17 protein-coding genes are annotated in these 24,164 nt (G+C 47.1%); 7 read left to right on the forward strand and 10 right to left on the reverse strand.

Annotation, left to right across the window (positions count from 1 at the left end; translation table 11 throughout):
* The 3 genes from VIP81_RS03440 to VIP81_RS03450 form a co-directional block, all read right to left on the reverse strand.
* Window positions 1–951, reverse strand: a 951-nt coding sequence (locus VIP81_RS03440) for a LamG-like jellyroll fold domain-containing protein (RefSeq protein WP_331957078.1), incomplete at its 3' end; no start/stop codon positions are given.
* Between the two features lie 10 nt (window positions 952–961).
* On the reverse strand, window positions 962–2,053 hold the full coding sequence (locus VIP81_RS03445; RefSeq protein ID WP_331957079.1) for an alkaline phosphatase family protein: 1,092 nt from the start codon (window positions 2,051–2,053) through the stop codon (window positions 962–964).
* A gap of 46 nt (window positions 2,054–2,099) precedes the next feature.
* Window positions 2,100–3,326: an FAD-binding oxidoreductase gene (locus VIP81_RS03450; RefSeq protein WP_331957080.1), complete on the reverse strand. Its 1,227-nt coding sequence runs from the start codon at window positions 3,324–3,326 to the stop codon at window positions 2,100–2,102.
* 159 nt (window positions 3,327–3,485) lie between these two features.
* Between VIP81_RS03450 and VIP81_RS03455 the strand changes: the two genes are divergently transcribed.
* From VIP81_RS03455 to VIP81_RS03465, 3 genes are all read left to right on the forward strand, one after another.
* Window positions 3,486–4,502 carry a DMT family transporter gene (locus tag VIP81_RS03455; RefSeq protein ID WP_331957081.1) on the forward strand — a complete coding sequence of 339 codons (1,017 nt, stop codon included), beginning with the start codon at window positions 3,486–3,488 and terminating at the stop codon, window positions 4,500–4,502.
* 57 nt (window positions 4,503–4,559) lie between these two features.
* On the forward strand, window positions 4,560–5,279 hold the full coding sequence (locus VIP81_RS03460; RefSeq protein ID WP_331957082.1) for a YafY family protein: 720 nt from the start codon (window positions 4,560–4,562) through the stop codon (window positions 5,277–5,279).
* 68 nt (window positions 5,280–5,347) lie between these two features.
* Window positions 5,348–5,761, forward strand: coding sequence for a VOC family protein (locus tag VIP81_RS03465; RefSeq protein ID WP_331957083.1), 414 nt, complete (start codon window positions 5,348–5,350; stop codon window positions 5,759–5,761).
* Here VIP81_RS03465 and VIP81_RS03470 read toward each other — a convergent pair whose 3' ends face one another.
* The 5 genes from VIP81_RS03470 to VIP81_RS03490 form a co-directional block, all read right to left on the reverse strand.
* Complete coding sequence (locus tag VIP81_RS03470) at window positions 5,762–8,971, reverse strand: PAS domain S-box protein (protein ID WP_331957084.1); 3,210 nt, start codon at window positions 8,969–8,971, stop codon at window positions 5,762–5,764.
* A gap of 71 nt (window positions 8,972–9,042) precedes the next feature.
* Window positions 9,043–10,455, reverse strand: a complete 1,413-nt coding sequence (locus tag VIP81_RS03475) for a cation diffusion facilitator family transporter (RefSeq protein WP_331957085.1) — start codon at window positions 10,453–10,455, stop codon at window positions 9,043–9,045.
* A 73-nt stretch (window positions 10,456–10,528) separates the two neighbouring features.
* Window positions 10,529–11,671, reverse strand: coding sequence for an efflux RND transporter periplasmic adaptor subunit (locus tag VIP81_RS03480; RefSeq protein WP_331957086.1), 1,143 nt, complete (start codon window positions 11,669–11,671; stop codon window positions 10,529–10,531).
* An 18-nt stretch (window positions 11,672–11,689) separates the two neighbouring features.
* Window positions 11,690–16,051, reverse strand: coding sequence for a CusA/CzcA family heavy metal efflux RND transporter (locus VIP81_RS03485; protein WP_331957087.1), 4,362 nt, complete (start codon window positions 16,049–16,051; stop codon window positions 11,690–11,692).
* 87 nt (window positions 16,052–16,138) lie between these two features.
* Complete coding sequence (locus VIP81_RS03490; protein ID WP_331957088.1) at window positions 16,139–16,519, reverse strand: hypothetical protein; 381 nt, start codon at window positions 16,517–16,519, stop codon at window positions 16,139–16,141.
* A 215-nt stretch (window positions 16,520–16,734) separates the two neighbouring features.
* Here VIP81_RS03490 and VIP81_RS03495 point away from each other — a divergent pair, with 215 nt between their 5' ends.
* Entirely contained in the window at window positions 16,735–18,879 is a 2,145-nt protein-coding gene (locus tag VIP81_RS03495; protein WP_331957089.1) for a TonB-dependent receptor domain-containing protein, read from the forward strand.
* Here the strand turns inward: VIP81_RS03495 and VIP81_RS03500 are convergent, their stop codons facing one another.
* Window positions 18,880–20,214, reverse strand: coding sequence for a hypothetical protein (locus VIP81_RS03500; RefSeq protein WP_331957090.1), 1,335 nt, complete (start codon window positions 20,212–20,214; stop codon window positions 18,880–18,882).
* Window positions 20,215–20,333: 119 nt separating this feature from the next.
* Here VIP81_RS03500 and VIP81_RS03505 point away from each other — a divergent pair, with 119 nt between their 5' ends.
* From VIP81_RS03505 to VIP81_RS03515, 3 genes are all read left to right on the forward strand, one after another.
* The gene (locus VIP81_RS03505; RefSeq protein WP_331957091.1) at window positions 20,334–21,452 is read left to right on the forward strand and encodes a hypothetical protein; all 1,119 of its coding nucleotides are present in this window, start codon (window positions 20,334–20,336) and stop codon (window positions 21,450–21,452) included.
* Window positions 21,453–21,585: 133 nt separating this feature from the next.
* Window positions 21,586–22,485 (forward strand): LysR substrate-binding domain-containing protein, encoded by a 900-nt coding sequence (locus VIP81_RS03510; protein ID WP_331957092.1) that lies wholly within the window; start codon window positions 21,586–21,588, stop codon window positions 22,483–22,485.
* A gap of 79 nt (window positions 22,486–22,564) precedes the next feature.
* Window positions 22,565–22,834 carry a hypothetical protein gene (locus VIP81_RS03515; RefSeq protein ID WP_331957093.1) on the forward strand — a complete coding sequence of 90 codons (270 nt, stop codon included), beginning with the start codon at window positions 22,565–22,567 and terminating at the stop codon, window positions 22,832–22,834.
* 37 nt (window positions 22,835–22,871) lie between these two features.
* Here VIP81_RS03515 and VIP81_RS03520 read toward each other — a convergent pair whose 3' ends face one another.
* Complete coding sequence (locus tag VIP81_RS03520; protein ID WP_331957094.1) at window positions 22,872–24,005, reverse strand: NADH:flavin oxidoreductase; 1,134 nt, start codon at window positions 24,003–24,005, stop codon at window positions 22,872–22,874.
* Window positions 24,006–24,164: the final 159 nt, after the last annotated feature.

The following is a 24,164-nucleotide window of genomic DNA, read 5'->3' on the forward strand; positions in this document are numbered from 1 at the left end:
GTCTGCAATGGCCTCTCCTGATCCATAGGTTTCTATTAAGCCCACCACATCTGCATTGGTAGATTTAATCATTTCTATGAGCCGCTGCAGTCCTACATACTGCCCGTATCGATGACCACCATGCCATATATTCCAGGATAATACTTTCAGTTGCCGGGGCGCCGGAGGCTCGTTACCGCTAGCTTCCGGAAAATAATTTACATACTGCTGATGTACGGTTTCCGGCGTGATTGCCTGATCCCATATTTTCACGTCGTCAATAAATCCGTTAAAAGCATCCCACTGTGCATTGGAGGCATACTCCCATTTTTCATCGGAGCCACCTACTACTGTTGCCTGTTCGCTTTCAAAACTACCGGCGCCGGGCGTATTGTAAATCGCCACATTTTTGCCGTCCAGATACATCCATACTTCCCGTTTGCTGCGGTTTACGGTAAAGGCGATCTGGTGCCATCTGCCATCGTTAATTTTTTGTCGTTCGGCGGTGGGTTTATAATCGTAGCGGTTTTTGCCATCCTGTAAGATGAATGCCCATGCGCCATTTTCCTGTGAGTAGATCTGCCATCCGGCGGTATTAAAATCGCCGGACTTTTTATTCCCCATCACCGGCGTTCCCATTAATGCGCCAGGCAAAGTTTTCACCCAGATCTGCACGGAGAAAGAACTTTTTTCGTTGAAAGAAGGAAGCGCCGCTTTATCCACTTTTACGGGTCGTCTTAAAATAGCGTTGGCGGAAAGATCCAGCGCATAGCCACTCAGTCCTGTTGAAAACTGTGACTGCTGCATGTCAACGGTGTACACCGCATCTGCTGCCGGTGTACGTACTTCCTTAAAATTATTTTTATCAAAATCGAGGACATATGCGGGCGACTGTGCCGCCGCATTATGCGTACACATCGCGGCCATCATTAACAATAATCCCGCTTTTTTAAGCTGTTTCCTATTTCTCACATGAGCTGTTTTAACGTCCGGTTACGGTAGGTATAGCATCGCCTACAGGATGCTGCTGACTGGTAAAATCGAAGCCCAGCAAAGCGGCTAATGTTTTCGCAAACTGATCCTGATAAATTTGCTGGGAGGTCTTTACTTCGCCGAGTACCGGTGTATCAGGTCCCATTACCAGCAACCAGGTATCGTTGGCATGCGGAATAGATGAACCATGGCTGGTCCATTGATCATCGTCACCGCGACCATGATCCGGCACGATGATGAAAGTTGTGTTATTTTTGTAGAAGTTATCCTGTTGTAAGCGCTGCCAGAGACTTCCAATCATCGCATCTATGTTATGGATAGCTTCCAGGTATTCGTCATATTTTCCTTCATGTCCATACTCATCGGTATCTGCCAGATCCAGGTATACGACTTTGGGATGATGCGCTAAAATATAAGCGCGTGCCATCTCATAAGTGTTGGCATCCAATCGCTCTCCATCTCCAAAAATTTTAGGCGCATAATGTTGTGTTTCGCTGGCCAGTTGCTCCGCCTCCATCAAATTATTGCCGGGCAAATTATCAAACGGAATATTTACCAGCATACCATTCCGGTTCCGGTTGACAATTCTGCTCACTGCATCCCAGGAGGCGAAAGTGACTACCTTACCATTGAATCCTTTTTGTTTGTTAAGAAATTCCAGCACATTATCATTGGGATTATCCGGATGGCTGTTGGTAGTGATAGCCGGATCGGCATACCCGGTAATGCTTTCAGATCTGCCCGGATAAGAAATCCATGCTTTGTTACGTACATTTACATTGTTGCCCAGATCACGGTTGCCATATAATTGTCCATGCTGCGCTATAAAATTCCAGACAAAGGGCATCAGCAATTTTCTTCTCTCTTTGATATCATCTGCCCAGTAACGCTTGAGATTATCTTCCACGCTGGTAGCATTATATTTCTTATTGGTGAGCAGTGCCTGCTCGGCGCCCCTGAACAATTCCTTCCAGCGATAACCATCTACAGAAATATAAATGATGTTTTGGGTACGTGTCTTTTGTTGTGCAACAACAGTAGTCCCTATCAGCAATGCTAACAGGGATAAGAATGATTTCATTTTCATTGTTCCTATTTAAAATAAATATACAAAAGGGCCTGTTATCTCAACCACTCTTCTTCAGCGATCTGGCCATGGCACACCTTTCCAGCCACTCCGGGCTAAAAGGATCTACGGTACCAAACCGGTCGATATCAAAACTACTGAAATCATAGGGATTGGCGTGACCTGCCGCCATTTCAGCAAATGCCCGTCCTACTCCGCCGGAAACGGCGATACCTGCTCCTACACATCCGGTAGCCAGCAGTAAGTTAGTCACGTTTTTTGCTTTCCCCATGGTGAGATTATTATCCGGCGTATAGCCTGAAAATCCTGCCACATAATGTTGCAGTCCCATTTCATAAATGCCGGGGAAAAATCTGGCCAATTTGGCTATCACTTCCATCAGGTCATGCATGCCCTTATCCGGACTAAAAGGAAAACCATGAATGTCCGCGGGGATGTCTTCCGGTGAAACACTATATGATTTCTTCTCTCTGACACCAAACAACAAACTTCCGCCTTCCGGCCGTGCATAGGCTTGTGCATCGGGGAGTAATACAATAGGTGATCCTGCGGGAAAAATGGGTGCTTTTTCTGTAATCCAGTATTGACTTCTTACCGGCGCCATGGGCAGACCTATGCCTGCCTGCGCGGCAAATAGCGGCGCCCAGGCGCCTGCCGCTACAATCACCATATCGGCGAGGATGGTTCCCTCGCTGGTATGTACACCTGCTGCTATATTTCCGTCCATCAGCAAGGCATCTACTGTTACGCCTTGCCGGAAGATGGCGCCCTGTAATTTAGCACAACGTGCATAAAAAGTACCCAGCAAATAAGGATCACAATAGGCTTCTCCGGGGATGTAACCAATTTGTATAGCCTCGGCTGTATTCAGCCATGGTGCACGTTTATGAGCTTCCTCCACCGAAATATATTCCGCGGGTTCGTTAAATTCGGCGGCAACCGCCATTAAAGCAGCCAGGTCATTTACACTGCTGTCTGCTGCCGCTACGTGCATCACGCCTACCGTTTTTACGTCCATACTTTCCTGTAGTTGTTTCTCCATGTCTGCTACAGCATGATAGGTTTCCAGGGCAAGCGGGATAAACGCCTTCCGGGGCCGAATCCTCGTCATTAAAGCAGCCGCGCGACTGGTAGCAGCATTACACAACTCGTTACGTTCCAGCACTATGATTTTTTTCCCGGGGTTGTTGCGGGTGTAATAATATGCGATGGCGCAACCAAATACACCGCCGCCTATTACTACTACATCTGCCTTTTCAACTTTCATGTTATACTTTTTCAGGTGGAAGATTCGTCGGTATTTACCCGCACAAATTATTTTTCAAAACGCGATTGCTATTGGCAGATAGTTTCATTGTTCACTGTTCTTCTGCTAAGTAATATTAAAATAAAAAATTGAAATTTTGTTTATTTATACTAAACTTTTTTGAAAAATAATGTCGTATTTATTGGAAATGTGACGCAGCAAAAGTTAACATACGCTAAACTACTGATTTACCCATCATCGCGTCAGAAAAACGGCTATCTTGTACACCAGGAAAATGCTATGGGAAAAATTGCGCTAACAGATCGTACAAAAGGATTCATCAGTATTATTATCGTCATGCTCATATGGGGAAGTTCTTTTGCTATCACCAAAACGGTGGTGATGGAGGTACGTCCTTTTGTGTTTGCCTCTCTGCGGCATCTCATGGCATGTGCGGTATTGTTGCCATTTTATCTTCTTCGGCGAAAAAAAGTAAAACAGTCTTTGCCTTATAAAAAGCTGGTGTTAATGGGGATGGTGGGTGTTACTATCTACTATGGCTTCTTTAATTTCGCCATGCTCTATATTCCTGCTTCCAGTGGTGCGCTGATAGAGGGTTTGATCCCGGTAGCTATTGCGGTACCGGCGGCCATCATTTTAAAAGAACACCTGGCGCCCAAAAGCATTGTTGGTATTATGCTGTGTGTAACGGGGGTAATACTGGTGGGTTTTGTGGGAACGCCGAAAGGATCACCGCATGTATTGCTGGGTAGTGTATTAATGGTGCTGGCAGTTTGCTGCTGGAGTACCTACACGCTGTTATCGAGGAGTATTAAGGAGACGGATACCTTATTGGCTACTTCGGTGAGTACGTTTATTGGCAGTGCTTTACTGATGCCAGTGGGCGCCATCGATGTGTATTATCATGGGATGCCGGAGATATCGCTCCGGGCCTGGGCTTGTATGGCTTATCTGGCGGTAATGGCTTCCGCGCTGGCCTATTTCCTGTATAACAGGGCGCTGGAAAGTTTACCTGCTGCACAGGTAGGCAACTTCATGAATTTAAATCCGGTGATCGGCGCGGTGATTGCGGTGATTTTTCTGAAAGATACTTTTACTGCCTGGCAGCTGGCCGGTGGCGTGCTGGTGCTGATGGGGATCTGGCTCAGTTCCAAACGGGTTCGCCAGAAACAGTAAGGCAGCGCGGCGTTTTTTGTTTAAATTTATGGTGTACCTCCTATATGCTGAAGCACCATGCAAGATATTGATAACGATACGAAACGATTGTCCCGTTTAACGGCCATTCTTACCCAGCTGCAAACAAAACGGTTGATTACTGCCACAGAACTGGCCGCAAAATTTGCCGTCAGCGTACGTACCATTTACAGGGATATCAAGGCACTGGAAAAATCAGGGGTACCTGTTTTAACAGAAGAGGGAAAAGGATATAGCATTATGGAAGGGTATCACCTGCCTCCTGTTATGTTTTCCGAATGCGAAGCCAATGCGCTGATCACCGCCGAACAACTTATCCTCACCAATAAAGATGCATCCTTTGTAAAAGAATACCGCAATGCGATCAACAAGATAAGATCCGTATTACGGCACAGCACCAAAGACAAGGCTGACCTGTTGTCCAACCGGGTGTTGTTCGCCCAGAACTCAGATGATATCAGGACCAGCAATAACTTATCGGTACTACAGCTGGCGCTCACCAATTTCCAACTTATTACCATCGAATATCTTTCCGGAGACACCCAGGAAGTAACGAAAAGAACCGTAGAGCCGTTTGCGTTATTGAGTACCCAGGGCAACTGGTTGCTCGTGGCCTGGTGCCGCCTGCGAAAGGATTACCGGAATTTTCGCCTGGACCGCATGTTGCAGGTACATACCCACCCGGAAAAATTTGAACCACATAAAATGACCCTGATGGAATATTTTTCCGTCTCTCAAAAAAAGATTTCACACCCCTGACATAGGGCTGTCGCAAGGCTGGAATACTTTTGTACAAGCAATCAATGTTAACTTAAAAAAACAGCAACATGGCACATCCAAACACCTTGCACGGTATGGCAACAATGACTTTTTTCGCCGCTGATCACGAAGCCGCGAAGAAATGGTATAGCGAACTACTGGGCATCGCACCTTATTTCGAAATGCCCGGATATGCAGAGTTCCGTATTGGTGATTATCAGCATGAGCTGGGGTTGATAGACAGTAAATATACTCCGCAGGGAGCTACTGCTGGTCCGGGTGGCGCCATCGTATACTGGCATGTAGAAGACGTAGCGGCTACGCAGGCAAAATTGTTGTCGATGGGAGCCACGGCATTTGAAGAAATTACAGACCGTGGCCATGGCTTTGTCACCGCTTCGGTATTGGACCCATTTGGCAATGTACTGGGCATCATGTTCAATCCACACTACCTGGAAATCCTGGCTGCACGCAGTAAATAACTACTCCGGTGTTTGTTCACAGGGGATAATTACTTTAAACATAGCGCCTTCATTTTGCAGGGCCACGGCATCGATAGCGCCATGGTGATTCATCACAATTTTCTTACACAATGCGAGGCCGATGCCGGTACCGGAGTAATCATCTTTGCTGTGCAGGCGCTGAAATATTTTGAAGATTTTTTCCGCATGCTCCTGCTTAAATCCGATCCCATTGTCTTTGAATGTGATCACGCAATAGCGTTTACCGGGATGTAGTTCGGGGTATGCGGCAATATCTTCCGCACTGGCGGATGCCGCACTGATGTTGATTTGCGGCGGCACTCCTGCCCTGCTAAATTTCAGCGAGTTACTCAGCAGGTTGGCAAACAGCTGGTTGAGCTGCAATGAAATCCCTTCTACCACGGGCAACGGGGTATGTGTAATGACCGCCTGTTTTTCTTCTATCAGCAGTTCAAAATCGGTGTAGATGTTATTAAATACTTTTTCGAGATCTACTGCGTCAAAGAGTTCCCGGGAGGCCGATAGTTTGGAGAAGTTCAGCACATCATGGATCAGTCGGGCCATGCGGGCTGCAGAGACTTCTATTTTATCAATCAATTTTTTGGATGCCTGATCAGGATCTGAAATCATCCCGGCAAAAGTGCGCACTTTGCGTAGCGGCTCCTGTAAATCATGCGAGGCGATATAGGCAAACTGTTCCAGCTCCTGGTTCGTTTGGCGCAGTTGATAATTGGCCGTAGCCAGTTCATGTGTACGCGCGGCTACCTGTCTTTCCAGCTGCTGCGAAAACTCCATCATGGTCTGTTCTGCATCGCGGAATCCCTGAATATTTACGGCCGTGCCTATAAATCCCAGGAATACCTGTTTCTCTATTTTAGGTACACCTTTAAACAAAAACCAATTGTATTTTCCGGTGGCGCCTTCGCGGATTCTGCACTCTACACTAAATGGTTCCAGGTGTTTTTTCTGCCGCTCGTAAATAGCGGCTACGACAGGGATATCGTCCGGATGTGTTACTTCCTGCCAGATATTTGATAAGCGCAACTGCTGGATATCAACACCCACATATTTTAGTAATTCCTTATTGGCATATTGCATATAGGCGTCTGTGTTAGTGATCCACACAAACATGGGGGCTTCTTCTGTCAGCTGACGGAATAGGGCTTCACTTTCCCGGATGGTTTCCTGCGCTTGTTTCATGGCATCAATGTCGGTGGCCGTACCAAACCACTGTACAATGTCGCCGTTGATATTTCTTTCTGCAATGGCCCTGCTGAGATGCCAGCGGTATTCACCATTCTTCATCATCACCCGGTGTTCCATAGAATAGGGGGCAATGCCTTCTATGGCATTGCTCCATGCAATGGCAGTAGCTTCCCGGTCGTCCGGATGCAGCAGCATGTCCCATTGGTAGCCGTTTTCGGTGGTAGCAATCAATCGATATTCCTGCAGGCGTGAGTTGTAATAAATCACTTTACCCGAAGTATCGGCTATCCATACCAGTTGGGGCATGGCGTCTGCGAGCAGCTTAAAACGTTGGTTGCTATCTTCCAATGCATCTACCCGTTGCCGCTGATCTGTGATATCGAGTGCGGCGCCGAGCAGGCGTACCGGTTTCCCATCTTCAAAATATACCCGCCCCTTTACCCGCACCCAATGCACCCGTTTATCAGGATGGATTACCCTCACCTCATACAATAATTCGCCGGTTTTCATGGCCGCTTCATAGGCGGCGGTCCGTACTGGCAGGTCTTTCCAATACACGGAATAAATATAATCATCGTGCGTAGGATCTTCCTTCAAACCAAATATTTCATTCATCCGTGGAGACCCGATAATAGTATTGGTTTCCAGGTTTACATCATAACTGCCCAACTCAGACACCTCCATCGCAAGACGGGAACGTTCTTCTGTATCTGCTATTTTAAGACGGGCTTCCGTTAAACCACTTACATCATGCGCCACCGCGATAACGCCTATCACACTACCATCCAGCCCCCGCAACGGTTCCCACACGAAGTTGAGGTAAAACCGTTGTAACCCGCCATGCCGTGGCAAATACACTGCCCGCTCTGTGGCGATATAGTGTTCTCCGCTCTCATATACTTTCTGAAGTTGTTCTTCCAATCCCTGTTGACGGAACGCTGGTAAACCATCAAATATGGGCTTCCCAAGTACCTCTTCCGGCATTTTACCCCAGAGATCAATCATGTGCCGGTTCGCCGTTTCTACCACAAAAGCGGGGCCTTTAAACACGCACATGGCCACCGGTGCATTTAAAACCAGCATACGGAAATTACTTTCGCTTTCCTTCAATGCCTGTTGGGCAATCACCTCCTGCGTAATGTCCTGGAGTGTGCCGTTAAAACGAAACACCTGTCCATCTTCATGAAAAAATGCTTTTCCCATGGCCCGCACAATTCTGGGCTTTTGCGTAACGGGGTGAATAATAGGGTAAGTAATATCGTAATGCCCACCGGAAGCGACATTCATGGCATACTGTATCGCATCCGTCACGCGCTGCCGGTCTTCTGCCGCTATCGCCGATATGGCCAGCTCCAATGGTATTTCTGCCTGGTCCGGTAAGCCTAGCCATTCTTTCAGCCGGCTGTTGCCCCGAAGTTTACGGGTAACGGGGTCCAGATCCCAGGTGCCCAGGCCCGCCGCATCTATGGCAAATTGTAACTGATTTTTGGTATCCTCCAGGGTAGACAGCTGTTTTACCTTTTCTGTTGTTTCGGTACAAATTACCAACACACCGGCAATTTCGCCGTATTCGTCACATACCGGGCTGTAACTGTAAGTCCAGTATACATCTTCCAGTTGTCCGTTACGGTAAATGGGAATGAGGCGATCTTCATTCCAGGTAGACCCAGTTCCCAACTGCACCTGCCGGATCTGTGGCCCTATCACATCCCATATTTCCACCCAGATCTCCTGCGCAGGCTGTCCCAGTGCACCGGGATGCTTGCCATTATTTCCCAGGCTGGGCCTATAAGCATCGTTATAAAAACAGGTAAGTTCTGCCCCCCACCATAGGAACATGGGGAAGCGTGAATTTAACAGGATACTAAGGGTGGTACGTAAACTCTGTGGCCAGGTTTCGGGATCACCCAGACAGGTACTTTCCCAGGGGTACGATCGGGTGAGCGCCCCCATTTCTCCACCACCCGCTAAAAATTGCAACCCGGATTTATTCACAGCATCCATATTTACTAAATGTAAATAAAAACGCTGATTTATAAACCAGCGCTGCCAAAAACAGCGCTGGCTTCGGGCGATCAGGTCATTGGCTCCGGATCAATATGCACCCGGATAATGTCCGTTATTTCCAGTTTCAATGCACGCTCCAGATCATACATCACGGTATGTGTATGTGCCAGCGAGGTATGCCCCGGCAAGAAGATGATCAGTGTAACCACCAGTCCTTCACCCGTTTGCAATACCTCGTCTATTTTCACGTTGGGCCATGCATTTAAATTTGCGAGGGCCTGTCTTACTTTTTCAAATGCATCCGCCTGACGGGTAGCCTCTCTCGGCATTTCATTTCTGGGTTCAATATGCACGGCAACCTTTACCGGTAATGGGAACTCCTTTATCAGCGCCTTTTCCAGCAACTCCGACTTGGTATGTGCTTCCTGCAGGGTGAGGTCATCTGCCACTTCCAGGTCCAGCTCTATCCTCATTTCATCTGCTACCAGGTACAGGTTCAGGTTATGAATACGCAGGTCCAGCCCCGCTGCCACAGATCTCACCGTAATGCTGTAAGGTTCATCGGTGGTATGAATAGGCTCGGCATGTACAATTACTACCGCTGTATCGTCCAACTCCTCTTTAATGGCATGTTCTATGGTTTCGGTGAGTGCATGTGCTTTCTCAAAAGTCAGACTTCTCAGCGTGCCCACAATCGCTTCCACGTAGGGCTTGTTGCCTACAAAGCGGGTCCTGATCGTGACTGCGCCGGGTACCACCCCCGGTATGTTTTCTACCAGTTCTTTCAGTCGCGGCAGCAGGTCTTCCGGCACATCATCCATTAAAGACCGGATGGCGGCTGATCCAATGCTCCACACCGATTTAAAAGCGATCGCTACTACACCCAATGCGGCAAAGGCATCTGCGCGGTCCACCAGCCAAACCGGTAGCGGCAGGTATTTCGCCAGGTAGATGAATAATAACCCAACCAATACTGAAACGGATCCCAGCATATCGTTTCCAAAATGCTCTGCATCCGACGCCAGCGCCTGGCTCTGATAATGGCGGGCAGCCTTTTTTAATGTTCTCACCCGCATAAAATCGACAATGATGCTGACGATGATAATGGAAAAAGACCAGATACTTACTTCCGGTGCGCCCGGCTCCCACACAATTTTCACTACTGCATGATAAGCGATTATAATGGCGGTAGCACCCAGCAAAGTCATGCCGGCCAATGCACCCAATGACTCTGCTCTTTCATGGCCGTAAGGATGGTTGGCGTCCGGCGGTTTCGCCGCTACCCGCACCGCCACAAAGGTGACCAGCGTAGACAAAAGATCCAGCATAGAATGGATGCCTTCTGCGATCAGGCCCAGACTACCTGTTAATATGCCCACTATAAATTTAATGGCCGCAAGGCCACCGCTGGCAATAATTGAGATAGTAGTAATCTTACTTTTGCTTTGTACGTTACCCGTCGGTACTACTATATTTGCCATAGTGCTGATTAAAAAACGAATGTATGTGTCAATGGTCTGGTATATTTCTCCCTATACCAGATCTGTTATCTGATTATCCTTCTTCTCCGCCGTTCTTCATCTTCATCAACAACGTATATGCGTTCCTGGTAACAATTTCCTTGCTGCCAATATTACTTTTTATTTCTGTGAAACCGCCGTTACTGGTGCCTATCTCTACCGGGGTCATTATAAATTTATCATTTCCTGCTGATACAAAAATATAATGTTTATTCTCCCATTTTACCACGGCATCATCTGGTACTGCGGTTACGTTGGCATTTTGCAATTCAATTTCCGCATTCATGAACATACCCGGTACCAAACGCCTGTCATATTTTTCAAAGTGACAATGTACTTCTCCGGAGCGGTTTTCATCTACATTGCGGGTGATGAGATGAATGGTAGCAGCATAGGTGTCACCGTTTTTGCTGGTGGTATAACATTTCACCTGCTGCCCGGGAGCCAGGCTGGCCAGATCTTTTTCAAATACCGTCAGGCTCAGGTGCAGATCTGCCGGGTTGATCAGCTCAAACAGCACGTCTGTTGGATTTACATATTTGCCGGTGTTGACATTTACTTTGGTCACGTATCCGCTGATAGGGGCATAGATCGAAATGCTGCGGGTGATGGTTTCTTCCGTTAATCTATCGGTATTGATATTCACCAGTTGCAGCTTTTGTTTCAGCGCGCTGACCATAATTTTCTGGCTTTCAAATTCACTCCTCACCTGTTGAAAAACCTTGTCGCTGTTGGCCTTTGACTCATTCAGTTCTTTCTGGCGATTAAAATCTGCGTCCAGGTAACGCAGTTTACTTTTGGCCATCAGGTAATCCTGTTGCAGCTGAATGTATTGCGGATCTTCCAGCACAGCCAACACCTGTCCTTTGCTTACCTGCATACCGGGTAGCAGCTGCATACTTTTTAAATAGCCTCCCAGCGGCATGCTAACAGACACCGTGTTTTGTGGAGGTACATCTACTACCCCATTTACCCGGAGAATGGTATGCATTTCCCTATTGGTAGCGGTTTTTACTTCTATGGCGGCCGTTTTAGTCTGCTCCGGGGTGAGCTGCACCTCGTTGGTCACAGGGGGCATCACTTCCTTGCTGGTAGTGGCTTTCTGTTCAGGCTTATTTTCTTTGCAGGCTAATAAAAAAATGCCCAGGCTATATATGATGCACGTAATTTTTTTCATGCTATTGAATTTAATATTTTAATGAAGACCACTTAATTTTTCCACAGTGAAGGCTGCATTGTTCAGTTCTTCCACCACCGTAAAATAATTACCCCGTATTTCCAGTGCCTGGTTTACCAGCATCACCCATTCCAGGTAGCTTATTTCACCGGCCGTCATCCGTTTATTGGCGCCTGCAATCATGAGGGAGGCGTTGCTTAATAAAACAGTGTGGGAGCTAAAGAGTTTGGCACGGTTGGCATACACCCGTTCGGCATTGATCAATTCTGTTTGCAGTTGCTGCCGGGTGGCATCCAGCTCCTGTTGTTGTTGCTGTATAAAAATGTTGGAAGCACGAATGCGGGAACGTTGTCCACTACTCAACAACGGAATACCGATGCCTGCACTCACAGATGAAAAACGGTCGCCACCACCAAAATACTTTTCTTCTGTTCCTATCCGTTGGTAGCCAATAATGCTGGTATTATTATATCCCAGGTTCAGCGTGGGCAGCAGCCGGCTTTTCTCCAGTTTATTTTCCTGTATACTACGCTCCAGCAATTGCTGACGCATGGCCATGACAGGAGTACGGTCAATATAGCCGGAGTCAGGAATTTCTTTTAAATGATATACCGGATCCTCTCCCACTGGTATCACCTCTTCCGGCGTATTCAGCAACATCTTCAGCTGATTACGCAAAACTGCATCATCTGTTTCCAATACACTCAGTTGATTGGAGATTTGTATGCGCTGGTTTTCTGTGGTGGATTTCTCCAGTGCATCTACATCTCCTGCTTTAAATCTTAAGGTAGCTTTTTCAAGAAATACCCGGTAGATGCTATCGGCCTCCAGGAGCAATTGTCTCTTTTGTTGCAGTACCAGCAAGGCATAGAATGATTGTCGCACGGCTGCTTTCAGTTCATACGCCTGTTGTTGGGTATTAATTTTACTCAAGGCAATATTGGTATTATTAATATGCCGCTGATGTTTGTATACCGTAGGAAATTGTATGCCCTGAGAGATGGTAAACCGGTTGTCGTTAGCCACACTGTTCAGTTTACCGTATTCTATCCCTACATTGGTTTTATCGATGTCCAGGTTACTTTTTTTCAGTGACTGGTAATATTGCTCACCCAGTTTAGCCGACTGCATACGGAGGTTATTCTTCAGCGCCAGTTCCACGGCTTCCTCCGCGCTGACTTTTTGTTGTGCCTGCAGCGTAACCGGCAACACCATGATCAGCAGCGCAAAGCCAGCCACCATCTTTTTTCCCGGTTTAAAATATTTAAATCCTTTTTCGAAGAGAATATAAAATACCGGCAATACAAATAAAGTCAGCATAGTAGAAATGATTAAGCCCCCGATCACCACTGTTGCCAATGGTTTCTGTACTTCTGCGCCGGCGCCGTTGCTCACGGCCATGGGAATAAAGCCCAGTGAAGGCACCAGGGCTGTCATCAGTACGGCACGCAGTTTTGATTTGGTACCATGAATCACGATTCTTTTCACATCGTGCCAGCCTTCTTTTTTCAGGCGGTTAAATTCTGATACCAGCAGGATACCATTCAGCACGGCTACGCCGAACAAGGCAATGAAACCTACACCGGCGGAAATACTGAAAGGCATATCTCTGAGCCACAGCGCCAGGATGCCGCCAATAGCAGACAATGGAATGGCGGTATAAATCAGCAGTCCTTGTTTAACGGAATTGAATGCGAAGTATAACAACATAAAAATCATCAGCAATGCAATGGGCACCACCAGCGATAACCGTTGTTTAGCGGCCGTTAAGTTTTCAAAAGCGCCGCCATACACGATGTGATAGGCAGGTGGTAATTTCAGCTGTGCGGCTACTTTCTGCTGCAGTTCTGTTACGATCGTTTGCACATCTCTGCCGGTCACGTTAAAGCCCACAATAATCCTTCTGCGGGTGTCTTCGCGTTGGATCTGGTTAGGACCTTCTATTTCTTCCACCGTGGCTACCTGGTCAAGTGGCACCTGTATGCCCTGACGGGTGGGGATCAGCAGGTGTTGTACATCGGCTAAATCGCGGCGGGATTCATCTGCCAGTCGCACCACCATGTCGAAACGTTTTTCTCCTTCATACACCAACCCGGTTGTTTGCCCTGCAAAGGCGGTATTCACCACGCGGTTAATATCGCTTACATTAAGACCGTATTTGGCCATGGCATCGCGGTTGTAGTTGATCACCACCTGTGGCATACCGGTAACGGTTTCTACGTACAGGTTAATGGCGCCATCTACGGTTTTAATCACCTCGCCCAGGCGGTTGGCATACAATGCAAGTGAGTCGAGGTCTTCTCCAAATATTTTACACACCACATCCTGGCGGGCGCCGGTCATCAGTTCATTGAAACGCATTTGTACGGGAAACTGAAAACCTACGCTCACACCCGGTACCACGGCCAGTTCCTTGCTCATTTTCTCCGACAGCTCATCAAAGGTATGTGCGGAGGTCCATTCTTTTTTATCTTTCAAAATCACCATCATATCGCTGGCTTCCAGCGGCATGGGGTCTGTAGGAATTTCGGCGCTGCCTATTTTAGTAACCACCTTTTCTACTTCGGGAAATTTCTTCAACAAAATAGCGGCGGTTTGCTGGGTAGCTTTAATGGTGGTATTCAGGTTGCTTCCTGTGAGCAGCCTTGTTTCTACCGCGAAATCGCCTTCTTCGAGTTCAGGAATAAACTCGCCGCCCATTTTACCCAATATCATTACCGCAATAGCAAACAGCAGCAAGGTACCGGCGATAATAGCTTTCGGGAAACGCATCATCCACGACAATGCCGGCTGATAGCGCCTTTCCAGCCATGCCATCATACGGTCGGCCAGGGAGGGTTTATGACTGATTTTTTTACTCAGGAAAAGAGCACTCATCATGGGCACGTAGGTGATAGAGAGCAGGAAAGCGCCCAGGATGGCAAAGGCCACGGTAAAGGCCATGGGCTTAAACATCTTTCCTTCAATACCTTCGAGCGACAAAATCGGGATATATACAATCAGGATAATGATCTGGCTGAACACCGCGGATTTTATCATGGTGCCGGTAGATGCGTTTACTTCAGCATCCATGGTGTCCTGATCGAGTACCCCGATTTTTCTGAAATGTTTAGAGTGTGTGAAGCGGTGTAAGATCGCTTCTACGACGATCACGGTACCATCTACAATCAGTCCGAAGTCAATAGCACCAAGGCTCATGAGGTTACCTCCCACGCCAAATTTGTTCATCAGGATAATGGCGAACAACATCGACAGCGGGATCACGGAAGAAACAATTAATCCTGCCCGCAGGTTGCCGAGGAAAAACACGAGCACAAAGACTACGATCAGAGCGCCTTCTATGAGGTTTGTTTCTACTGTTTTGATGGCGTTGTTCACCATTTTGGTGCGGTCCAGGAAAGGTTCTATGACCACGCCTTCCGGCAGGGATTTTTGAATTTCCGCTACTTTTTCTTTTACTCTTTTGATGACTGCGGAGGAATTTTCTCCTTTCAGCATCATCACTACGGCGCCGGCTACTTCGCCTTTGTCGTTAAAACACATGGCGCCGTAGCGGGTGGCAGCGCCCAGTTGCACTACGGCCACATCGCGTATCAGTACGGGCATGCCGTTGTCCAGTGTTTTTACCACTATTTTTTCAATGTCATCTATTCCTTTGGTCAATCCTTCACTGCGGATATATAAAACGGTAGGCCCTTTTTCAATATAGGCGCCACCGGTATTCTCATTATTTTTCTCCAGGGCATCAAATACATCTGCGATAGAAATATTATTGGCTTTGAGTTGCCCCGATTTCACGGCGATTTCATATTGTTTAAGTTCCCCACCAAAGCTGCTCACATCCGCCACACCAGGAGTGCCCAGCAGTTGCCGGCGCACTACCCAATCCTGCAGGGTGCGTAATTCCATGGGGCCGTATTTGCCTTCATAGCCGGGTAGCGGGCGTACCACGTATTGATAAATTTCTCCCAAACCAGTGGTGACCGGCGCCATCGCAGGCGACCCTACACCGGCAGGAATTTCCTGCTGCACCTGTTGCAACCGTTCACTGATTTGTTGTCTGGCCCAGTAAACATCCGTTTCATCGTGAAACACAATGGTGACCAGCGACAACCCAAACCGGGAAAAGCTCCGGATCTGTTTCAGTCCGGGGATATTACTACAGGCCTGTTCTATCGGGAAAGTAATGAGGCGTTCCACATCCGGTGCTCCCAACGAAGGAGATACCGTAATTACCTGCACCTGGTTATCTGTGATGTCCGGTACTGCATCAATAGGCAAACGGGTTACCTCAAAGGTTCCCCAGCCAATCAGTGCCAGTACAAATAGCCCTATAATCAGCTTATTCTTTACAGAAAAGCTAATGATCTTATTTAGCATGTCCTTTTTCGTTAAGTCAAATAGAAATAAAATGCGCATTTCCCCCTGTTAGCAACAGGGGGAAATCAAATCATTATTCAAAAAGACTTATGCTTTAGGAGGGCGGAAAGGTGAGGTGAGCGCTGGTTCCGGCAGGTAGTTATCTTTCAGCGCCGGGTATTGGATGGTTATTTCGCTATAGGTTTGTTGCTTTATCACCATCACTTTAGCGAGGGGAATAAAGGAATGATGCAGGGCATGGATGTCCACTGTTTTATAAGGCAGTTGCATATCCCGTTCTTCATCATTGTCGTCGTCATCCTGTCCCCAGTAGTGCATGCACAAAAATCCCATCACACTCAAATGGCTGTTTCGTTGCTGATGCTCCTGGTAATGAACTACCAGTGCAGGCAGCTTCAGTAGCTGATCGAAAGCAGTATGATGAAGTATGAAAATGAGAAATAATATGTATACACCCCTGTTTTTCACAAGGCGCAAAGATAAAAAATCCCGCCACAAGGGCATATTATTTTTGATGAATGCAGGAAGAGAAAGTTTCCCGACTGCGTAAAATGATTTCCGGATCCGATGGCTGGCCCTTGAAATTAAGCCACAACTTTGCGCCACTGTATTCTCTTGCCGGGTCGGATGTTTTACTAAGCCAAACCCACCGACCGGTTCATCATTATTATTATCTCGGCATCATGAAATGTATTGCAGCACCACTATTTGCCCTCCTTTTTTCTTCCTTATACGGATTTAGTCAGGATTCTGTGTCTTCCAAAAAAGAACTCAAAGGCATTACCATTACTGCCCAAAAAGCATCGCTTCAAATGGCGGCAGACAAAAAAGTATTTAATGTATCCGCCAACCTGAATGCAAAAGGTGGTACCGTGGCCGAAGTGTTCCGGCAGGTGCCGGGTGTCACCATTTCACCGGCAGGTAAAATTACCCTCCGCAATGGCACACCTGTATTATTGTTAGATGGCAAGCGCACCCACCTCACGCTCGATCAGATACCGGCAGACCAGGTAGCATCTATTGAAATTATTACCAACCCTTCAGCCAAATATGATGCTCAGGGGGCCAATGGCATCATTAACATTATTTCAAAAAGAAATACCAAAGGTGGCGTGTTTGGCTCCGTGAATGCCAACTGGAGCAATATGCCGGAATACAATCTTTATGGCGATATCAACGCAGCTAAAGGCGCCTTTCGGCTGAACGTGAATTACCTGGATCACGGACATCAGCATAAACAAACGGAAACCATTTTCCGGAATAATATCTACGCCGGTACCCAGTTGGAACAATATGGCAACAGCGCTACCAAAGGGCCTTTCAGAAGGGGTAAGTTTACGCTCGACTATGAAGGCAATAAACGGAACATCTTTTCCTTGTCCGGCCTGTACGGTGGTGGTAATTTCCGCACCCGGAGTGAACAACAAAGTATCTATCTCCCTAAAATAAACAACAGCGATTCCGCTACCACCCGCTATACCAGCAACCTGGAAAAATTCCGCTTCGGGCAGGCGATACTCAGTTATACCCACCTTTTCCGCAAAGCCGGTGAAAAACTCACCGCCGATTTCAGCGCGGAAAAATACCATGGTCCGGAAGATGGCCGTTATCGCCTGCAGTACCATGAAAAAGATGGTAACACCACCCATCCGGTATTGCAGCAGTTTAATGGCGGCATCCGCGCACATACCATCATTTTGCAATCTGATTATACCAACACTTTTAAAGATAATAAAGCAAAACTGGAAGCCGGTGTAAAAATCAGCTGGCATAAAGATCATCACCAAAACCGGATGGAAGATTATGATCCGGCGACCGGTAAATATATCGTAAACCCTTACGCCACCTATAACTTCAGCTATAAAGATCCAACCTATGCAGCCTATGGTAATTACAGCGACAGCTATGGTAAGTTTAGCTATATCGCTGGTTTACGTTTTGAACAATACGAGTATACCGGTGTGATGCAGGATAGTGCCAACACCATCCGTTATCATAATCCCGGCATCTATCCCAGCATTTTCCTGACACAGCAGTTGGGCCACGATCAGGAGTTGCACCTCAACTATTCAAGACGCGTGACCAGACCCGACTTTGAGGAAATTTCCCCAAGGATAGATTACGCCAATCCACAGAATCTGTTCAAAGGCAATATTGCTTTAAAATCTGCGTACACCAACCTGGTAGAGTTTTCTTATAATAAATCTTTTGGCCAGTCGCAGCTGATTGCCACGGCTTACCTGCGTAATATTCATGATCCGATTAGCAGCTACAGTTATCCGGTGGCACCCGATACACTGCTGACCACCTATGTAAATGCCGATCAAAGCAATACTTACGGCGTAGAGCTGATCTTTAAAAATCCGATCACGTCGTGGTGGCAGCTAAGCACCAATGTAAACTTTTTTGATACCCGGATCAAAGACAGCAACAGTGATATTGGTCTTACCAACAGTGGCTTCAGCTGGTTCACCAAAATGAGCTCTGACGCCAGATTGCCGGCAGATATTACGCTACAGTTGTCGGCCTCGTATGAAGCACCGAAAATTATTCCACAGGGCAAAATGCTTTCTACCAGCAGCGTGGACCTGGCCGTAAAAAAAGATTTCCTGAAACAAAAGAACCTGGCCCTGACGCTTAGTGTGAACGATGTGTTTAACACCAACCGTAACCGCTGGCAAACAGAGTTGCCCGGGCAGTTTTACCAGGATTTTCTGCAGAAGTATTCCACGCGTATTGTGAAAGTGAATGTAAATTATCGGTTTGGACGTACCACGGGAAAAGAAGTGGAACAAAAAAGGATTGAATCTACGGAGCGGCAACAGTAACTACAAGCGAATGATGGTATCTCCTTTTATAAAGCGGGTATCTTTTATGGCGCCGGTACCCGTAAACCAATATTGCAATCCTACGATGTCTGTAGCTGCATTCGGGAAAGTAAGTGCATATGCGGTTTGTCCGTTGACGATGAACTGCATATGCCGGTCTTTCGCCTCTACGCGCAGCGTCACCCACTGATCCAGGTCGCAGCCGAATCCGGAGAGATCCGCGTCACGGCTTTGCACGGTGGTACCGCCTGCATATAGCGCCAGATCGCCTACGCAGCCTTTGGCACATAAGGGAATTGCAATAATATCATTCTTACCAAGAATCAGTATTTCTACCCGCTGACAGGCTGCCTTACCCTCGTGAAAATCGCTTTTCAGGGTGGTTTCAAAAATAAACTGATCGTTTTTTAGATCGTGCAGTTCCTGTACGTTAAAGAAACGCAGCACGGGCGGCTCCGGCTGTAAAGCAATATGGTACTGTGATAATAATTCTTCATCCACGGCCACTTCTCCATTCTTTTCCACGGCTTCTTTTTTGAAATATAATGGCACAGCATCATCATTTCCCATGGTGGCCAGCCAACCATTGGACCCTATCAGCAGGTCGTGTTCTTTTACAATTTGTTTACCCACCATCAGCTTGGCCCTGAAGTAACCAGGCGTATAATAAATGGCGGAATAGCTTTTCTGCTGCTTTGGTACGGCCACTTTGCGGCTGATGTCCCACGACTGTGAAATAAATACGGAGTCTTTAGCGGCGGCGGCATCATAATTAAAGATAACAGAGTTAGGGACGCCGGAAGTTCTGATTTTATTGCTGCTAAAGGAATAGTCGCTGGGATTTACCGGCGCTCCGGGTTTATCATTTGAGATCAATAACAGGTAAATGGCTGCAGCCATTGGTACTAACACCAATAACCACCAGGCCCATTTTCGGGAAGGTTTTGCAGGGTACACCTGCCCTTCGGGAGATGTGGCTGGCGTTGTTCCGGCATGCCACTGCGGTATGGGTATCGTGGCTTCCATTTGCTCCCCGGTTGCTATGTCTACCGGTTCCAGTGGCACCTGCTTTTTGAAATCCCGCCAATCATTATATCCGGCAAATTGCGCCAGTGTATTCAGCGTAGTGGTGGTAGGAATATGGGTGTATTTTAATTTTCCCCAAAGTCGTTTCAGGGTAGTGATGCTCAGCGTTACCCCGGTGGCATCTTCTATGGCGATGCTTAGTTTTTCAAAATCATAGCTGGTCCATTCACTGCTGGCACCCCAGTTTAACCGGGTTTCCAGTAGTGCGAGGCACTTTTTTATATAATTTATTTCAAAACTGTTATTCATTATTTATGAGTGTATTGCCAACTTGTACGGACTTGCACCAACTTGCTCCTCCCTTGTATCGCCTTTAAATAGTGATCTTTCATCTTTGTCGGCCTATCCATTCAAATAAAAAAACGGTCATGACAAAAACAGCCATTGGGTTATTACTATTGCTGCTACCGGCAGGTGCCGGCGCCCAACAAAAGAAAACGGTGATCACCGCACCTATGCAGGCAGCCAACTGGAATTTCAAGCCCGGTACGGTAGAATTCCTTACCTACAAATCCGTGCCGGCCATGAAGATATTAAACAGTCCTGATACGGTGGTGTTAAAAAACCTCGACTTTAAAGATGGTACCATAGAATATGACATGGAGCCACTGGACCCTTACTTTGCGTCTTTTTATTTCCGGCGCAGCAACGCTGCCGAGAACGAATGTTTCTATTTCCGTACGGCCGCTGCTGGCAAGGAAGATGCCGTACAATATGCGCCTTTTATAGGAGGGGTGAATCTTTGGGACATGCTGTATCATTACCAGAATGCAGCCTGGTTTGAAAAAGGAAAGTGGAATCATGTAAAGTTGGTGGTATCCGGCAAACAACTACGTGTATACGTAAATGATAGCCTGCATCCGGTGCTGGAAGTACCACAACTGGAAGGCAACAGCTGGCATGGCGCCCTTGCTTTCCAGGGGCAAATGATCATTGCCAACCTGGTGGTAAAGCCGGATCAAACAGGTGGTCTTTCTCCGCAGGAAGGGGTGGATATCACCAACAACGACGCCCGTTATCTCCGCAAATGGCAGGTTAGTCCGGCGATCACCATGCCGGCAAAAATTGATTACAGCGAGACTTACTTTCCCGGCAAAGAAACGCCCTGGGATACTATCCATGCCGAAAGAAGGGGGCTGATTAACCTGACCCGGAAATTCGGCGGCGCAGAAAGAGGTGTTCGCCGGCTGGTATGGTTGAAAACAACTATTCAGTCGGCCGTAGCACAGCAACGGAAATTAAACCTCGGTTTCAGTGATGAGGTATGGGTATTTGTAAATGGCAAATATGTATACATAGATAAAAACATCTATGGTAGTCCGCTGATGAAGCAACCAGATGGACGTTGCACCGTAGATAACAGTTCTTTTAACCTGCCGTTCATGCAAGGAAATAATGAGCTGCTGATAGCGGTGGCTAATGACTTTTATGGTTGGGGAATTATCGCACAGCTGGATAAATTAACGGAAGTTGTGACGGAGAAATAGGGTATATAGAAAACCCCGGCTGTTCACCGCCGGGTTTTTTATCCATTTAATCATAAAGTTTCATTGATGCCTTGAAAATGCCCATTCGTCCGGAAGCTGAAAATTGAATATATTCAGTCATCAATACTTTATTATGCTATCCAACCGTCACCTGATTTTTATGGAAGTGGCTCACCAGAAAAGTTTTTCCAGGGCCAGCCAGGCACTGTTTATTTCACAGCCTGCGGTGAGCACACATATCAAAGGACTGGAAGAACAGTATAAGACCAAATTATTTGAAAGAAAGGGTTTGCAGATAGAACTCACAGAAGCCGGGCAATTACTGTACAACCGCTTACTAACGGTCAGGCATATACAACAGGAAACAGAGTTCGATATTTCCGTGATCCATGACCAGCAACAAGCCACCGGTATGCTGAACCTGGGCGCCAGCACCACTGCGGCGTTGTATATTCTCCCTAAAGTAATGTCGGCATTTCACCGGGAATATCCACTGGTAGATATTTCGCTGTTAAACAGAAACAGTGAAATTGTATTGCAGGCACTGCTCGATAAAGAAATTAATATTGGCGTAACAGAAGAAAAAGGACAGCTGAGTAATATCACCTATCAGCCTTTTCTGAAAGATCAGATCGTAGCGGTATGCAGCCGCAACAACCCTCTGGCAAAGAAAAAGAACTATGCCGTGAAAGACATTCTCAGTATGCCGGTGGCCATCCGGGAAAGAGGTAGCGGCACCCTGGAAGCGATTAAAACGGGGCTGCTGAAAAGTAAGATCCGGTTGAATGACCTGAAAATAAAGGTAAGGCTGGGTGGCACAGAAGCATTGAAAAATTTTTTGCTGGAGTCCGGTTGCGTCGGGTTTCTCTCTACCCGCTCTATTGTGAAAGAGCTGCAGCATGGGGAACTGACGATCCTCCAATTCGAAGGACTGCGAATCGAGCGCAGTTTTTACTTCATTCAGCGTAAAGGTGAAACCAGCGACCTGAACAAAAGATTCATCAAAATGGCCAAAACCATTTATAATTATTAATTATAGGTCATAATATTTTCCTATAGCCAGGATTATAGGTATAAGCATACATTTGAACCGTACAAAAAGGTAGTTTTATATGAATATGCTATTTTATTATGACGAGTTATACAAAGCGGCTGTAGAGAGAATCAATAAAATTGTAGATATTTCTGTACAGCAAAAAAACGGTTTAATATCGAGGCTAAAAAGCCAGGCTCCTTTCTTATCAACCACAACTGAAGATATAGATCTTGTTACCCAAAGAATGATGAATTCATTAGGTTCCGTTTTATGTCCGGATGCCGCAGCAGATTTTGCCGGCGGCAGTAAGCTGCTCGAACTCGAGATGCTCAATAACGGAGAATAAAAAGGAAAGAAGTATACACCTTCTTTCCTTTTTGCCCTTACACCTCCTGTGGTGGAAAGGGCGCAGCCATACTACGTTCAAAAGGCAATACCGGCAGCCCTGCCGCTACTTTTGCCGGCCAGTCAGGATTCGCCAATGCCGCCTTGCCCAGGGAAATAAAATCGGTATGCCCTTCCTGCAACGCCCTGCCAGCCACCACCAGATCTTCCAGTCCCCCATTAGCGATCACAGGACGCTGTACGATACGTTTAGCCATTCCCGTGAGTGACTCATTATTCGCATATACACCCAGTCGCTCCCAGGTGCTGCCTTCGCCCGAAATATGTACATAGTCAGGGGCCACTTTAGTTACTTCTTCCAAAATGGCAGCCGCCGTAACAGCCCCCTCCGGCCAGCGGTAATGATCATCATTGACCTTGCCTTCCGATAACCGCAGGCCCACCATAAAACCGGGTGGCACTACTTTCCGGATCGCCACCAGACTTTCGGCAATGATGCGAAAACGGTTGGCAACAGCACCTCCGTATTCATCGTTACGAAGATTGGTATAAGCTGTTAAAAACTGATCGGGCAAATAACCGTTGGCCCCATGCAGTTCAACACCATGAAATCCGGCATCAACGGCATTCTTAGCCGCCTGCGCATAGCCTTCCACGGCAGCGCGTATATCCGCTACCGTCATGGCGGCAGGTATGGGAAATGGTCCATCTCCCCCACCATAGGAACGTAATTTTCTGCCCAGCGGGGTAACCACCGAAGGCGCCTGTGTATGTGTTAAGTGCTGGGATAACGCACCCGCGTGCATCAGCTGGGCAATAAATAAGCTGCCGTGTGCTTTTACTTTTTCTGCCAGCTGCTGCCAACCGGCTATTTGCGCCGGCGTTACGATGCCCGGCTGATGTGGATATGCCTGACTGGCAATGGTATCTGTATAAAGTCCTTCTGTGATAATGATGCCAAAACCACCTGCTGCAAATTTTTCATAGTAGGTATGCATAGCAGCGGTGGGTACCCCCTGTAACGTAGCGCTGGCGCGACTCATAGGCGCAACTACTGCACGGTTTTTCACCGTATGACCAGCCAGTTCAAAAGAAGCTAAAATCGGATGTGTTGTCATGGTCTGTTTGTTTACCGCAAAGTTGAGGGCTTGCCGGCTCACAGAAAATGACATATGGTAATGAATTTATGAAGGGAGATACCTACTCTCCTCTCGCCATCTTATGCCGTAAACGGCTCAGCGACTCCTTCGTAATGCCCAGATAGGCTGCTATCTGGTGTTGCGGCAACCGCGTTTCCAGGAAAGGATAGCGGCTCACAAACTCCTGGTATC

Origin of the sequence: Chitinophaga sp. (assembly GCF_036566945.1) — a bacterium.
Taxonomy (GTDB): domain Bacteria; phylum Bacteroidota; class Bacteroidia; order Chitinophagales; family Chitinophagaceae; genus Chitinophaga.

Coding starts and splice junctions, on each gene's coding strand:
- VIP81_RS03445 (WP_331957079.1), bottom strand. CDS start 2,053: ATGAAATCATTCTTATCCCTGTTAGCATTGCTGATAGGGACTACTGTT.
- VIP81_RS03450 (WP_331957080.1), bottom strand. CDS start 3,326: ATGAAAGTTGAAAAGGCAGATGTAGTAGTAATAGGCGGCGGTGTATTT.
- VIP81_RS03460 (WP_331957082.1), top strand. CDS start 4,560: ATGCAAGATATTGATAACGATACGAAACGATTGTCCCGTTTAACGGCC.
- VIP81_RS03465 (WP_331957083.1), top strand. CDS start 5,348: ATGGCACATCCAAACACCTTGCACGGTATGGCAACAATGACTTTTTTC.
- VIP81_RS03470 (WP_331957084.1), bottom strand. CDS start 8,971: ATGGATGCTGTGAATAAATCCGGGTTGCAATTTTTAGCGGGTGGTGGA.
- VIP81_RS03475 (WP_331957085.1), bottom strand. CDS start 10,455: ATGGCAAATATAGTAGTACCGACGGGTAACGTACAAAGCAAAAGTAAG.
- VIP81_RS03480 (WP_331957086.1), bottom strand. CDS start 11,671: ATGAAAAAAATTACGTGCATCATATATAGCCTGGGCATTTTTTTATTA.
- VIP81_RS03485 (WP_331957087.1), bottom strand. CDS start 16,051: ATGCTAAATAAGATCATTAGCTTTTCTGTAAAGAATAAGCTGATTATA.
- VIP81_RS03495 (WP_331957089.1), top strand. CDS start 16,735: ATGAAATGTATTGCAGCACCACTATTTGCCCTCCTTTTTTCTTCCTTA.
- VIP81_RS03500 (WP_331957090.1), bottom strand. CDS start 20,214: ATGAATAACAGTTTTGAAATAAATTATATAAAAAAGTGCCTCGCACTA.
- VIP81_RS03505 (WP_331957091.1), top strand. CDS start 20,334: ATGACAAAAACAGCCATTGGGTTATTACTATTGCTGCTACCGGCAGGT.
- VIP81_RS03510 (WP_331957092.1), top strand. CDS start 21,586: ATGCTATCCAACCGTCACCTGATTTTTATGGAAGTGGCTCACCAGAAA.
- VIP81_RS03515 (WP_331957093.1), top strand. CDS start 22,565: ATGAATATGCTATTTTATTATGACGAGTTATACAAAGCGGCTGTAGAG.
- VIP81_RS03520 (WP_331957094.1), bottom strand. CDS start 24,005: ATGTCATTTTCTGTGAGCCGGCAAGCCCTCAACTTTGCGGTAAACAAA.